The organism is Mucilaginibacter boryungensis (assembly GCF_015221995.1).
In the GTDB taxonomy this organism is placed as follows: Bacteria; Bacteroidota; Bacteroidia; order Sphingobacteriales; family Sphingobacteriaceae; genus Mucilaginibacter; species Mucilaginibacter boryungensis.
In genome coordinates this window covers 824996-838656 of sequence record NZ_JADFFM010000002.1, presented here as the reverse complement: position 1 = coordinate 838656, position 13661 = coordinate 824996, and the positions used below count along the sequence as shown (strand labels likewise).

Genomic DNA, 13661 nt, shown 5'->3' with positions numbered 1-13661 from the left:
CAGAATAATACGAGGCTTGTTCGTTTTCCATTATTCGTTTAATAATAACTGCAACATATCTAAAAACAATCCCAAATGATAACCATCAACCAAAGCATGGTGCACATGTATGGCAAATGGCATAACTTTACGACCATCAGTCTCAGTTAATTTCCCCACAGCTATTTTGGGGCAGCTATCGCCCGCGTTTTTGTTAAAAGCTTCGGATATACTTGTGAAATTTACCCAGGGCAATGCAGAAAAATGTATCACATCGGTTAGCGGACCAGTGGTAAATAAACCTGTAGTGCCTTTTATACGCTCAATTTCCTGCACTACGCCTTTGTGAAATTCAGCTATATCCAAGTTGAATATAATATGCGAAAACCCAAAAGTATGATCATCCCGCAAAATGGTCGACGATGCATTTACCTGGTCGCAAATGTAAACGTCATCGCCATCTATCCGATATTTAAAATTCTCGGAAGCATTTATCGCAACAAGCGTTTTGTGCAGGTAGTAACTATAAAATGATACACCTAAGGCTTTAGCCTGCCGGTAAGCACGGGTACAATCTAATTGTACCGTAACACCATAGTAAGGTGTATCAAATGTCTTAAAGAAATTAAAATGTTCCTTTCGGTTCCATTCTTCTATATCCAGTTTTTGTGGCATTTCACCTTTGCATTATTCTACCGTAACCGATTTAGCCAGGTTTCGTGGCTGATCGACATTACAGCCGCGCATAACGGCAATGTGATATGATAACAATTGCAGCGGAATAGTAGCCAGTAGCGGCACAAAGGCCTCGCCAGTTTGTGGTATCTCTATCACATATTCGGCCATATCCCTCACGGTGGTATCGCCCTCGGTTACAATGGCAATTACACGGCCGCCACGGGCTTTAACCTCTTGTATGTTGCTCACCACCTTTTCATACGATGAATGTTTGGTTGCGATAAACACTACCGGCATATCTTCGTCAATCAGGGCTATGGGGCCATGTTTCATTTCGGCAGCAGGATAACCTTCGGCATGGATGTATGATATCTCCTTAAGCTTCAACGCGCCTTCCAATGCCACGGGGAACGAGCTGCCACGGCCAAGAAACAGGCAGTTATTTGAATCTTTAAACTTAGCGGCAATCTCTTTAATCTGTTCGTTAGATTTTAAAGCACGCTCCACCAAGTCGGGTATTTCGTTCAGCTCGGTTAAATATTCTACAAGTTTACCTTGTGTTATAGCGCCCCTTTGCTGTGCAATGTAAAACGCCATTAACGTAAGCGCGGTAACCTGAGCGGTGAAAGCCTTGGTTGATGCCACACCTATTTCGGGCCCAGCGTGGGTATAAACACCCGCATGCGACGCGCGTGGTATTGAGGCGCCAACTACATTACATACCCCAAAAATAGTGGCGCCTTTTTCTTTAGCCAATTCAATAGCCGCCATGGTATCGGCGGTTTCGCCCGATTGTGAAATGGCAATCACCAAATCCTTCTCAGAAATAATAGGGTTACGATACCTGAACTCAGAAGCATATTCCACCTCAACAGGTACGCGGGCGTATTCTTCAATCAAATATTCGCCTACCAGGCCCGCGTGCCATGATGTACCACAAGCCACAATAATAATTCGATCAATATTTTTTAGCTTCTCGGCATATTCTTTAATACCACCTAACTGTACAATGCCACTCTCAGGATAGATACGACCGCGCAGGCAATCCCGTATAGACCGGGGCTGCTCGTATATCTCCTTCATCATAAAATGATCGTAGCCGCCTTTTTCAAGCATTTCCAGTTGCAGTTCCAGCTTTTGGATATAAGGTACCTGGATGGTATTATCAATATTTTTAATTAACAGGTCTTCGCGGCGAATGTAAGCTATCTCATTATCATTCAAATAGATCACATTTTTAGTATACTCTACAATAGGTGTAGCGTCTGAAGCAATAAAGTATTCACCTTTGCCAACACCAATTACCAACGGACTGCCTTTGCGTGCTGCAATAAGCAAATCGGGGTCATCCTGACTCATAATTACAATGGCATAGGCACCAATGACCCTGTTTAAAGCAATACGTACGGCTTCTTCTACGTCAAGTCCGGTTTCATTTTGAATATCTTCAACAAGGTGTATTAAAACTTCGGTATCAGTATCGCTTTTGAAAACGTGGCCTTTGCTCAGCAATGCTTCTTTTATTACCGAATAGTTTTCGATAATACCATTGTGTATAATGGTCAGTTTTCTATCTCCCGATGTGTGTGGATGCGAGTTGCGGTCGCTGGGGGCTCCGTGGGTAGCCCAACGGGTATGTCCCATACCTACAGTGCCTTTAACACTTACATCTTTTACAAAGTCTTCAAGGTTACTAACCTTTCCGGCTTTTTTATAAACTTTTAATTCTTTATCAAGTAAAGCGATACCTGCGCTATCATAACCGCGGTATTCCAGCCTGTGCAGGCCTTTTATAATAATGGGGTAAGCTTCTCTTTGGCCTATGTATCCTACAATTCCGCACATAAAAATGGGTAGATTTTAATTTAACTAATGGCTTTAACAAAAAAGCCGCAATTTGTTTTGCTAAAGTATATAAATAATAAATCCCCTTAGCGGGGATTTTAATTTATTTAATGGTCTTAGTATAAATAATGTTTAGTTTAATCCGGTAAGGATAATCGGGGAGGGAGGTGTTTGTCACTTTTCCCGCAGCTACAAGCCGCCCTGCAGTTTGCGGTGTGGCCTGGTAATAAGTAGATGTAATGCTTGAAATATTATCAGCAAAATCTGTAGCACCAAGATAAGTACCGTAATCCTTGGTCTTACCAGTAATCAAATCCTGAATATACCCAGTTATAATAAAATGGTAATCGTTCTTAGCGGTATAGAAACCACCAAACACATCAACACCCAAATATCTTTTGTCTGCCGCTGATGCATCCTGTATAACCGTACGCTGATTGGCCAGATCCAGTTGATACATATTCAACCTTGTTTGTGGTGTAAACGGTATAGTACTGCCAACCGTTGGGGTAATAACAAGTTCGGCACGGTTAATAACAATATCGCTGCCTGCAGCAGTAACAATATCTTTCAAATTAGGAAAACTTATTTTGGTTCTTAAGCCGGCCAAACCCTGTATATAAAACGTGCTGTTTGGTGCGGCTTGGTTGCTGAGTACACCCTGAACGGTTGCATTATAAGTATGTTTAATTTGGGCAGCACGCTGCGCAAAGGGTAATGTTACAGTGGCTGTGTCGGTTGTTGTACCATCGGTTGTGCGGTAGTAAACCATTACGTTACTTGAATCCATTTGCAACATAAAGGTGCCACCGGCGCCAGGCTGTGTTTTATCCATGGTAAAATAAAGGCCTTTTACCGCGTTTTGAAAGAGCGTATTCGAGGCCAATACAGTACTGCTGGCATTAAACAGGTTATTATTAATAAAACTTGCACTAATAGGTACTCTAACCTGAGGTGGCAAGGTTTTTAACGTATCCTTAGCACCAGAAACTATATCGGTAACCTTAACCGGGGTGTGCGTGCGCGAATTAAATGTTTTAGTACCAAGCAATACACTGTTGTTATAGTTCCATGCACGGGTATTGTAATAATTTATAGTACTAAGTGGTTTTTCATTCAACTGGTAAACATTAACCTTATATTTTGATGTTAAAGAATCGCCATAAAACCCGTTAGCATAACGTAAAACCAATACAGCCGAATCGATAGTAATGGTATTGGAAGGTGGGGTATATGCCGAACTTAAGGGCAGGCTTAGCACAGCTGCTACATTAGATTCGGTTGTGCCAATCTGTGGATCGTTAAAATATCCCAGCGGGGTTTTTGTAAGCCCATTAGTTATTACCGAATCTTCCGGTACAGTATTTACTGCTATATTATCATCAACTAGTAATGTGCCGTTCAATGATTGATCGGGATTAAGCCCAATACCGTCCTGATTTTTACAACTACTTAAAATAAAAAGACTTATTAACAGGGTCAATAAGTCTATTCTGAAAAATTTCATACGCGCGTTAAAAACTTATGCAACATCCACCAATTCATCATTGGTGATTTCGTCGTAAAAATTGTAATAATTTTCGAAATCAGAGGTATAATTGTATTCTAAAACCGATTTATGGCTGTTTTTAACATTATTTAACGTTTCGGCATCAATCTCTGCACTACCCAAAACTACTCCGTCCGAATATTTAATAGCACCATAGTCGAGGGCGGCGTTAGTGCCTGGTTTAAATGCTTCAGTATGTTCTTCGCCCATATCGGCCATAATGGCTTTGTGTGCGAATTCTGGATTTAATTGCTCTTTAAAATCATTTTCATATACCGAATAGATCACTTTTGAATGCTTAAAAGTTGGATCATCCTTGTAAGTGGTTTTCAGATATACTGGTACCAGCGCGCTCATCCAGCCATGGCAGTGTACAATATCAGGCGACCAGCCCAGCTTTTTCACAGTTTCAATAGCGCCTTTGCAGAAAAAGATCATCCGCTCGTCGTTATCGGCATAAAACTTGCCGTCTTTGTCTGTAAATACGTGCTTACGCTGAAAATACTCTTCGTTATCTAAAAAATATACCTGCATACGTGCCGATGGTATCGACGCTACTTTAATGATCAGCGGGTTGTCATTATCATTAATAATAATGTTCATCCCCGATAAACGGATCACTTCGTGCAGGCGGTTGCGCCTTTCATTAATATTCCCGAAACGAGGCATTAATATACGTATCTCAAATCCCTTATCCTGCATTGCTTGCGGCAACTGGCGGGTTATTTCAGAAATTTTGGTGAGATCAAGGAAAGGTGACATTTCATGAGTTATAAACAGAAGCTTAGATTTACCCATCTTTATCAGTGTTTTAATTTATGTACAGAACTCAAAAAATTTGAGTTTGCAAATATAATCATTATTCTAACAATTAGCAACGGTTTATGCAAGTAAGTTTGGTTTATTAATTCTAATTGTACAACTTTGCCCACTTTTTTAAATATATACGCCTTTGAAGGTATTTAAGCTAAAAAAAGAACTGCGCCAGTATCTGGATGAGATGCGCGCTACGGGTAAAACCATTGGTTTAGTGCCTACTATGGGCGCGTTGCACCAGGGGCATTTATCGCTATTGGCGCAAGCCCGGCTCCAAACCGATGTGGTGGTAAGCACAATTTTTGTGAACCCTACGCAATTTAACGACCCTGCAGACCTGGAAAAGTACCCTCGCCCAATTGAACAGGATACCGTGAAGCTGGAACAGGTAGGTTGTGATATTTTGTTTAATCCCGAAGTGAACGAAATGTATGCCGGTAATGAGCAATGGCATTTAGCCATTGGAGAGCTGGAGTTTTTACTGGAAGGCAAATTTCGCCCGGGGCATTACCAGGGGGTTACTCAGGTGGTATATAAGCTGTTTGATATTGTAAAGCCCGACGTTGCCTTTTTTGGGCAAAAAGATTATCAGCAGTTTATGGTAATTGCCCGTATGGTGCAATTGCTTAATATACCGGTTAAACTGGTAATGTGCCCCATATTGCGCGATGCTGATGGGTTGGCAATGAGTTCGCGCAATGTTCATCTTTCCGGTACTGAGAGGCAGCAGGCATTAGTATTATCAAAGGCGCTTTTTTGGCTAAAGGATAATTTTAATGCCAACCACATCTTGCAATTGCAGGGGCAAACTGCTGATATCATCCGCCACCAAGAAGGCGTCGAACTGGAATATATGGAAATAGCTGATGGTGAAACCCTGCACCCGGCCAATAAAAACTCAAAAACATTTGTTGCTTTAGTAGCAGCCCGTGTGGGTAAAACCAGGCTTATTGATAATGTGCTTTTGTAGTTCATGGTGGTTTTATAAGACTTTCATCTTCATGTGTTTGCAATATTGCAGTTGCCTATGAACTATCAACTATGAACTATCAACCAATAAATACTAACTTTGCACCATGATTATTGAGGTGTTAAAATCAAAGCTTCACCGCGTTAGGGTAACACAGGCCGAATTGAACTATGTAGGCAGTATTACTATTGACGCCGACCTGATAGAGGCTGCTAATATTATCCCCAACGAAAAAGTGCAGATTGTTAATAATAACAACGGCGCCCGCTTTGAAACTTATGTAATTAAAGGCGAGCGTGGCAGCGGTACCGTATGCCTTAATGGCGCAACAGCCCGTTTGGCCCAGGTTGGCGATGTGGTAATCATCATGTCGTACGCCTACATGGAGCAGGATGAAGCCCGTGCCTACCAGCCCATTTTAGTATTCCCTGATAACGATAATAAATTAATTAAGTAGTTTAGCGGTACTATATCACAAGTACCATTGAATGAAACACCTATTTCTGATCTTATTACTGTTTAGCGTTTATAACAGCATTGCACAGCAAACCACGTATTTTAAGCGCGATCGCCAAAAAACAACACAGGATAGCGCCCTTTATAGTCGCACGGTAACCGGCCCGGAAGCCGGATCTAATCTGTATCTCTTTATCGAAAAATTTATAACCGGTGAAGTTTACTGTACCGGCGCAAGCACTAAACCCAATGATATGGTGCTTGAAGGCGAATGTACAGAATACTATTTATCCGGTAAAAAAGCGTCTATAGTTATTTACAAAGCGAACCGAAAGCTGAAAGAAACACTTTATTTCCCCAACGGAAATGTTTATTTGGTTAAGGAGTACAATTATCTGGTTAAAGACCCGGCTAATCCCCAACAAGTTTCGGTAGAAGATGCTATTATTACTTGTAATGATTCTACCGGTAAAGCTTTGATAATTAACGGCAACAGATGGTTTACTGCGTACCGCCAACCGCCCAACCCAAAATTTGCCAAAAGCTTTTTCGGAATAGATGGGATAAAAGCAAACGACAATTACGAGGAAGGCGCTGTTAAGAACGGAAAACATGATGGCCAATGGAAAGGCGGTGAAAAAGGTACTACCTTCGCCTATATCGAAAACTATGATAATGGTACTTTTTTAAGTGGGAATTCCACCGATAAGTTTGGGAAGCAATATACATACAAAGTAGCTGAAGCTTCAGCGGAATATCCAGGTGGCGTTTTAAATTTTTATAATTATATTGGTAGAAGTGTAAAATATCCGGCTGATGATCGCAGAAGTAATGTACAAGGAAAGGTCTATGCAACTTTTGTGATTGACAAAGACGGGTCTTTAACAGATTTTAAGATACTTCGCACACCCTCTACAGCAATGGCTGAGGAAACTTTGAGGGTTTTAAAAGAATCACCGCAGTGGAAACCGGCTGAGCAACATGGCATACCGGTGAGGCAGCAATTTACCATACCTGTAACTTTTACCTTAGGTAACAAATTCTAAAAGAGAAATTTATTATTTATTAGGATAAGCCGCGATATTCATTACCAGGTGTAATTTAACATCGGTATGTATTGCGTTGCGTAGTTTATAAACCAGGCGGACCCTTACGTTCGATTCGCGTACAATTTCATCTAAAAAGTGGGTGTTATCTATATCCAGTACCAGGCTGTTGCCAATAGTTGGGTTAATGTTTTTACGGGAAGCTACCATTTCTTCGCCTTTCCCATCAATTTTTGATACATATACTTGTAATGATGCTAACTGGCCAATATTAAAATCGGAAGGGTCTGTTGATTGCAATTTCGCCGATATGATACGAACGGCGTTCACATAAGCGGCATCATTCCCCCCTTTCGCAAAATTTTGATCAAAACTGTTTGCCGTACTCATGGCCGAATATTCTTTGCCCACATCGGCAGTGTGGGAAATGGTTAGCGTGGCAGTATATGGGAATGATGATTTAACAATGGATTGCATTGTTCCGCAGGCAGAAAGCGTTAATGCCACCAGCAGTAAGTACGCAGTTTTCATGTTAGATGTATAATTAGTTCAGTGCTATGGCAAGTTAGTAATTTTTTGAGTGTTTATAATCTTAAATAAGCATTTTTAACTACCGTAACCGTGTAATGTTTGATATTACTTGTAACAAAGCCAGTTATGCCAGGTGTAAATAAAAAAAGGCGACACTTTATAGTATCGCCTTTCCTTTCTGGCCAGAAGATAAACCGGCTTATTTTTTATAGGCGGCAATGCCGCTATCCAAATATTTTATGTATTCGTCAATATTAAAATTAGCACCTTGGGGGGGCACAAGCGTTTCCCCTTTTTCATTAATAATTACGTAAAAGGGCTGTGCGTTAGAATTGTATTTCGAGATCTCCAGGTCGAGCCATTTGCCGCCAAGCGTTGTTACTTTTTTACCGGTTAGCTTTGATACAAATTGTTCGGCCGGGTCTAACTCCGTTTTATCGTCAATAACCAATTGTACTACAACAAAATCGTTTTGCAGGCGTTTCAATACCTCGGGCGATGGTAGTACGTTGGCCTCCATTTTACGGCAGTTTACACAGTTCCACCCGGTAAAATCAATTAGTATAGGTTTATGTAATTGTTTTGAAACTTCAATCGCCTGGTCATAATCGTACCAGTCATCAATGCCTTTAACTTTAGGCATGCGCTTAAATATCTCTTCGTACTTTTTGGTTTTTATGGTGCTGGTATTGGCAGCAGATGCCGGGGCAGCGCTTATACCGCTTGATAAGTCAAAATCCTGCGTACTTAAAGGCGGTAAAAACGCACTGATTGATTTTAATGGCGCCCCCCATAAGCCCGGTATCATATAAACCACAAATGCGAACACTATCATAGCTATAAATGTGCGCGGTACAGAAAGGTAGGGCACATCGCTATCATGCGAAAACTTGATCTTTCCTATCAGGTATAAGCCCATCATTAAACCAATAGCTATCCAAAGGGACAGAAATATCTCACGGTCGAACCAGTTCCAGTGATAGGCTAAGTCTACATTCGAAAGGAATTTAAGCGAGAAAGCGATCTCTATAAAGCCTAATATCACTTTAACGCTATTTAACCACCCGCCCGATTTTGGCAAGCTTTTCAGCGCCGAAGGGAACATAGCGAATATGGTAAATGGTAATGCCAGCGCTAACGAGAAACCAAGCATCACAATAGCCGGGGCTAAACGTTCGCCTTTGGTTGCGGCCTCTACCAATACGGAGCCAATAATTGGCCCGGTACATGAAAATGATACAACCACAAGCGTAGCCGCCATAAAGAAAATCCCAATAAGCCCGCCCTTGTCCGATTTCTCGTCCATTTTATTGGCTAACGAGCTGGGTAATGTAATTTCAAATGCGCCCAGGAACGAAATACCGAATATAACCAGTAGCACAAAAAAACAAAAGTTGAATATCCCGTTTGTTGCCAATGCATTAAGTGCAGATGGGCCAAACAATAAGGTTATGATAAAACCTAAAGCAACATAAATAACAATGATGGATAAACCATAAAGCGCTGATTGTACTATGGCTTTGGTTCGGCTGCCCCCTTTCTTTGTAAAAAAGCTCACCGTTAAAGGCAATATTGGGTAAACGCAGGGCATTAAAAATGCTGCAAAACCACCAATAAACCCGGCTATAAATATCTGCCACAGTGTTTTTGGTTTCTCATCCTTTTTAGCAACAACCTTTGGCTGGGCAGCTTGGGCTTTGGCAATACTATCCTGCTTTTTCTTAAAAGCTTTTATGCTATCGGCTTTGGTAGGTATACTGGTGAATTGCACATCGCCGGTACTTACCGTATCGGTTTGCGCAAACGCTACACCACTTGCTGTGAATGCCAGTAAAGCCACCAGTAAAACAAGCGGCTTTAACCCACGGGCTATTAAATATTTCATTGAGGGAATTACAGGACTACGTTTACAGCAAATTCAACAGTTTCCGGCGGCAGGCATTTCTGATCGTTACAAGTCATGTATTCCAAACTACCTTTAACGGTAGCTTTCTTGCCCTTTAACTTAACCTTTTGCTGAAACACTACCGAATTTTCAAAGTAGCTTACGTTCATGCCAAAATTCTTTTCGTACGAGGTATGCGGCTTTGGCTCAATAATTTTGCCTTCCAGCATCACATCTGCCGATTTGTTAAACTTGAAAGATGTTTTTATCGGCCCGCCATCTTTTTGATAAGCCGAATAAATATGCCAGTTATCATCAATTGTAGCTTTTAATAATATGACAGCCTCGGTAGCACTCACCTTTTTGGCAGCATAGGCCCAGGTAACGTGGCCTTCAATTTGTGCAAATGCGCTAGGGCCTGCAAAAAGCACAACTAACACTAACAGTAACTTTTTCATTTATTATTAACTTGGTTTATTTAAAAATTGTATTTGCTTCAAGGTAAACTCCTTTTCGCCACTTTTGGTACTTAGTACTAAAAAGCCGTTATTCCTTACAGCGGTAATTGTGCCGGTGAAGATCACTCCATCATCCGACATGAATTTGTGCTCGTGGTTTAACCAATATAAATTAGCCAGGTAGTGCTCCCGTATCTCGTCAAGCCTGCCGGCTTTAAGTTTAAGGTACCAGGCCTCTATATAACCGCAAATTTGAGATAATAATACATTTAAATCATAATCCTTTTGTAATATCTGCTTTACAGATGTTGGGTTGGGAACTTCAGGTGGGAAGCTTTCCTGATTAATATTCAAACCTATACCTATTACCGAGTTTTTAATAGTACTGCCCTGTACCAGGTTTTCTATCAGGATGCCGCCCAGCTTTTTCTCGCCAACATAAATATCGTTAGGCCATTTTATCTGTACAGGTAGGCCTGTGGCTTGTTGCAATCCTGTAACAACTCCAAGGCTGATAACCCTGGTTAAGTCGAATTGTTGTTGCAGCGCTAAAAAGCCAGGTTTTAGCAGCAGGCTGAATGTTAGGTTTTTTCCTGCCTCGCTATGCCAGCGATTTGTCTGCTGGCCACGCCCAGCAAACTGGCTTTCTGCCATAATGACTGTTCCATCAGCAACTGGCTTGGAATTTGACAGTAAATCTTTAAGATAATTATTTGTTGAAGCTACTTCTTTTAGAATAACTAAATTTTGTCCAACAAATAATCCTGAAATTATGTTATTTTGCAATGTATATTAGCAATTATCGAATTGGTTCAAAATTAAACCTTTTTAATGGTAAAAAATAAAGCATTAAAAGAGTCGGCTTATCTTTCTGAATTGGCCATTCATGGTATCCAGGAAAAAAAGGGAAATGATATAGTGAGATTAGACCTCCGGAATATCTTCAGTTCCGTATCAGATTATTTTGTGATTTGCCATGCCGACTCGGGCACACAAGTAAAGGCTATTGCCGACAGTGTTGAAGAAGAAATTTATAAAGCCACCAAACAGGAACCCTGGCGCAAAGAAGGACATGAATTTGCCGAATGGATATTACTGGACTATGTAGATGTGGTGGTACACATATTCAGGACCGACAAACGCGAGTTTTATGGGATGGAAGATTTGTGGGGGGATGCCGAAATTAAAAATTACAAAAGCGCTTAAACATCATACCGATTTTGTATCCCTGTATAATTTGCATTGGAATGATGCGTTTAAGCCTAACAACTAAAAATGAAAGATAATAAATTGGAAAAGCCAAAGCCCATACGTAAAATATCCACAAATAAAAAAATAGTGCCTAAACCGCCTAAATTTAACTTTATGTGGTTTTATGCCATTATTATAGTGGCCCTGCTTGTTGTTCCTTACATACTTAATGGTAACGGCGCCAAGCAAACCAATTACCAAAAGTTTGAAACCGAGATGCTTAAACCGCACGATGTTGAAAAACTTGTAGCCTATAAAAGTGGCGACCTGGTAGTGGTAGATGTTTATATTAAAAAAGAAAGCCTTAAAAAACCGCAATATGCCGATGTACGCGATACCCGTAGTATAGCTATGAATACCAGCAACGGCCCGCAATACACGTTTACTTATGCATCGTTTGATGCGTTGAACACTGCAGTGGCTAATGCAGAAAAAGATATTCCGGATAATCAAAAAACCCATATCGACTATGAGAACCCTAACAACCTGTTCTCAAACTGGCTGTTTCAGGGCGTAATTATGGTAATATTATTTGCCGCGGTATGGCTGTTTATTATGCGCCGTATGAGCGGTGGCACAGGTGGCGGCCCGGGTGGCCAGATATTTAACATTGGGAAATCAAAAGCTACCTTGTTTGATAAAGAAGCCCAGGTATCGGTTACCTTTAATGATGTGGCTGGCCTGGAAGAAGCAAAGCAGGAGGTAATGGAGATTGTTGATTTCCTGAAAAACCCTAAAAAATACACCAACCTGGGTGGTAAAATACCTAAGGGCGCATTGCTTGTAGGCTCGCCGGGTACCGGTAAAACCTTGCTGGCAAAGGCAGTTGCAGGTGAAGCACAGGTACCTTTCTTCTCGCTCTCAGGTTCCGATTTTGTGGAGATGTTTGTGGGTGTAGGTGCATCGCGTGTGCGCGATTTGTTCCGCCAAGCCAAAGATAAAGCACCGTGTATCATTTTTATTGATGAGATTGACGCGATTGGCCGTGCCCGTGGTAAAAACAATATTGTAGGCGGTAACGACGAGCGCGAAAACACACTGAACCAGTTATTAGTGGAGATGGATGGTTTCGGTACCGATTCGGGTATCATTATTCTGGCAGCTACCAACCGCCCTGATGTATTAGACTCAGCTTTATTACGCCCGGGACGTTTTGACCGCCAGGTATCTATTGATAAGCCAGATTTGATCGGTCGCGAGCAGATATTTAAGGTACACTTAAAACCAGTTAAACTGGCTGATGGTGTTGATGCCAAAAAACTATCGGCACAAACCCCTGGCTTTGCCGGTGCTGAAATTGCCAACGTTTGTAACGAGGCTGCCCTCATTGCTGCCCGTAAAAATAAAGAGGCGGTTGATATGCAGGATTTTCAAGACGCCATCGACCGTGTAATTGGCGGTTTGGAAAAGAAAAATAAGATCATATCACCCGAAGAAAAACGTATTGTAGCTTATCATGAGGCTGGTCATGCTATTGCAGGCTGGTTCCTGGAACATGCCGATCCGTTGGTTAAAGTATCTATTGTACCGCGTGGCGTGGCAGCTTTAGGATATGCCCAATACCTGCCAAAAGAGCAATTCCTGTATACTACAGAACAATTACTTGATGGTATGCGCATGACAATGGGTGGCCGCGTTGCTGAGGATATTACGTTCGGTAAAATATCTACCGGTGCCCAAAACGACCTTGAGCGCATTACCAAACTGGCTTATGCCATGGTAACTATTTATGGTATGAATGACAAGGTAGGTAACGTATCCTTCAACGATACGCAAGGCGAATACCAGTTTAATAAACCATATTCTGAAAAAACCTCGGAATTAATTGATGGTGAAGTACGCAACCTTATAAATGATGTATATGCTACTACCAAGCAGTTATTAATAGAAAAACGCGAAGGTTTAGAAAAATTGGCCGATAAGCTTTTAGAAAAAGAAATCCTTTTCCAAAGCGATCTGGAAGAAATATTAGGCAAACGCCCTTTTGATAACCGTACCACATATGACGAATTTGTGAACGGTACTGATGAACCGGGCGACCAGGACATAGCTGCCAAAAATTTAATTCACGAAGGTGTAGGCGATCATTCGGGTACGTTTAACCGTAATCCCGAAGAAAAGGACGCCACACAGGCAAGTGAATAAATATTTTAGTTATTCGTTTAAAAAGCCACTATGTTTGCAACACATGGTGGCT

13 protein-coding genes are annotated in these 13661 nt (G+C 41.3%); 5 read left to right on the top strand and 8 right to left on the bottom strand.

The window, feature by feature from the left end; translation table 11 throughout:
• Window positions 1-30 precede the first annotated feature (30 nt).
• From IRJ18_RS16635 to IRJ18_RS16620, 4 genes are all read right to left on the bottom strand, one after another.
• Window positions 31-654 (bottom strand): chloramphenicol acetyltransferase, encoded by a 624-nt coding sequence (locus IRJ18_RS16635; RefSeq protein WP_194107431.1) that lies wholly within the window; start codon window positions 652-654, stop codon window positions 31-33.
• 12 nt (window positions 655-666) lie between these two features.
• The gene (gene glmS, locus IRJ18_RS16630; RefSeq protein ID WP_194107430.1) at window positions 667-2502 is read right to left on the bottom strand and encodes a glutamine--fructose-6-phosphate transaminase (isomerizing); all 1836 of its coding nucleotides are present in this window, start codon (window positions 2500-2502) and stop codon (window positions 667-669) included.
• 103 nt (window positions 2503-2605) lie between these two features.
• The gene (locus IRJ18_RS16625; protein WP_194107429.1) at window positions 2606-4009 is read right to left on the bottom strand and encodes a DUF4270 domain-containing protein; all 1404 of its coding nucleotides are present in this window, start codon (window positions 4007-4009) and stop codon (window positions 2606-2608) included.
• Between the two features lie 15 nt (window positions 4010-4024).
• Window positions 4025-4849 (bottom strand): glycogen/starch synthase, encoded by an 825-nt coding sequence (locus IRJ18_RS16620; RefSeq protein ID WP_194107428.1) that lies wholly within the window; start codon window positions 4847-4849, stop codon window positions 4025-4027.
• A 154-nt stretch (window positions 4850-5003) separates the two neighbouring features.
• On the opposite strand from IRJ18_RS16620, the gene panC reads away from it, so the two are divergent.
• The 3 genes from panC (at window position 5004) to IRJ18_RS16605 (ending at window position 7339) form a co-directional block, all read left to right on the top strand.
• A complete protein-coding gene (gene panC / locus IRJ18_RS16615; protein WP_194107427.1) occupies window positions 5004-5837 on the top strand; it encodes a pantoate--beta-alanine ligase in 834 nt (277 codons plus the stop codon).
• 106 nt (window positions 5838-5943) lie between these two features.
• Window positions 5944-6294 carry an aspartate 1-decarboxylase gene (gene panD / locus IRJ18_RS16610; protein WP_194107426.1) on the top strand — a complete coding sequence of 117 codons (351 nt, stop codon included), beginning with the start codon at window positions 5944-5946 and terminating at the stop codon, window positions 6292-6294.
• Window positions 6295-6325: 31 nt separating this feature from the next.
• Entirely contained in the window at window positions 6326-7339 is a 1014-nt protein-coding gene (locus tag IRJ18_RS16605; protein WP_194107425.1) for an energy transducer TonB, read from the top strand.
• Window positions 7340-7351: 12 nt separating this feature from the next.
• On the opposite strand, the gene IRJ18_RS16600 is transcribed toward IRJ18_RS16605, so the two are convergent.
• The 4 genes from IRJ18_RS16600 to IRJ18_RS16585 form a co-directional block, all read right to left on the bottom strand.
• The gene (locus tag IRJ18_RS16600; RefSeq protein ID WP_194107424.1) at window positions 7352-7870 is read right to left on the bottom strand and encodes a hypothetical protein; all 519 of its coding nucleotides are present in this window, start codon (window positions 7868-7870) and stop codon (window positions 7352-7354) included.
• 199 nt (window positions 7871-8069) lie between these two features.
• Window positions 8070-9755 (bottom strand): protein-disulfide reductase DsbD family protein, encoded by a 1686-nt coding sequence (locus tag IRJ18_RS16595; protein WP_194107423.1) that lies wholly within the window; start codon window positions 9753-9755, stop codon window positions 8070-8072.
• An 8-nt stretch (window positions 9756-9763) separates the two neighbouring features.
• Complete coding sequence (locus IRJ18_RS16590) at window positions 9764-10213, bottom strand: protein-disulfide reductase DsbD N-terminal domain-containing protein (RefSeq protein WP_194107422.1); 450 nt, start codon at window positions 10211-10213, stop codon at window positions 9764-9766.
• A 6-nt stretch (window positions 10214-10219) separates the two neighbouring features.
• Window positions 10220-10999 carry a biotin--[acetyl-CoA-carboxylase] ligase gene (locus IRJ18_RS16585; protein ID WP_194107421.1) on the bottom strand — a complete coding sequence of 260 codons (780 nt, stop codon included), beginning with the start codon at window positions 10997-10999 and terminating at the stop codon, window positions 10220-10222.
• Window positions 11000-11044: 45 nt separating this feature from the next.
• Between IRJ18_RS16585 and rsfS the strand changes: the two genes are divergently transcribed.
• Both rsfS and ftsH read left to right on the top strand, forming a co-directional pair.
• Window positions 11045-11419: a ribosome silencing factor gene (gene rsfS / locus IRJ18_RS16580; protein ID WP_194107420.1), complete on the top strand. Its 375-nt coding sequence runs from the start codon at window positions 11045-11047 to the stop codon at window positions 11417-11419.
• A gap of 69 nt (window positions 11420-11488) precedes the next feature.
• Window positions 11489-13609 carry an ATP-dependent zinc metalloprotease FtsH gene (gene ftsH / locus IRJ18_RS16575; protein ID WP_194107419.1) on the top strand — a complete coding sequence of 707 codons (2121 nt, stop codon included), beginning with the start codon at window positions 11489-11491 and terminating at the stop codon, window positions 13607-13609.
• Window positions 13610-13661 lie beyond the last annotated feature (52 nt).

What these genes read in the sequence shown, in the direction of transcription:
- IRJ18_RS16635 (WP_194107431.1), bottom strand. Translation starts at nt 654, where the DNA reads ATGCCACAAAAACTGGATATAGAAGAATGGAACCGAAAGGAACATTTT.
- glmS (WP_194107430.1), bottom strand. Translation starts at nt 2,502, where the DNA reads ATGTGCGGAATTGTAGGATACATAGGCCAAAGAGAAGCTTACCCCATT.
- IRJ18_RS16625 (WP_194107429.1), bottom strand. Translation starts at nt 4,009, where the DNA reads ATGAAATTTTTCAGAATAGACTTATTGACCCTGTTAATAAGTCTTTTT.
- IRJ18_RS16620 (WP_194107428.1), bottom strand. Translation starts at nt 4,849, where the DNA reads ATGGGTAAATCTAAGCTTCTGTTTATAACTCATGAAATGTCACCTTTC.
- panD (WP_194107426.1), top strand. Translation starts at nt 5,944, where the DNA reads ATGATTATTGAGGTGTTAAAATCAAAGCTTCACCGCGTTAGGGTAACA.
- IRJ18_RS16605 (WP_194107425.1), top strand. Translation starts at nt 6,326, where the DNA reads ATGAAACACCTATTTCTGATCTTATTACTGTTTAGCGTTTATAACAGC.
- IRJ18_RS16600 (WP_194107424.1), bottom strand. Translation starts at nt 7,870, where the DNA reads ATGAAAACTGCGTACTTACTGCTGGTGGCATTAACGCTTTCTGCCTGC.
- IRJ18_RS16595 (WP_194107423.1), bottom strand. Translation starts at nt 9,755, where the DNA reads ATGAAATATTTAATAGCCCGTGGGTTAAAGCCGCTTGTTTTACTGGTG.
- IRJ18_RS16590 (WP_194107422.1), bottom strand. Translation starts at nt 10,213, where the DNA reads ATGAAAAAGTTACTGTTAGTGTTAGTTGTGCTTTTTGCAGGCCCTAGC.
- rsfS (WP_194107420.1), top strand. Translation starts at nt 11,045, where the DNA reads ATGGTAAAAAATAAAGCATTAAAAGAGTCGGCTTATCTTTCTGAATTG.
- ftsH (WP_194107419.1), top strand. Translation starts at nt 11,489, where the DNA reads ATGAAAGATAATAAATTGGAAAAGCCAAAGCCCATACGTAAAATATCC.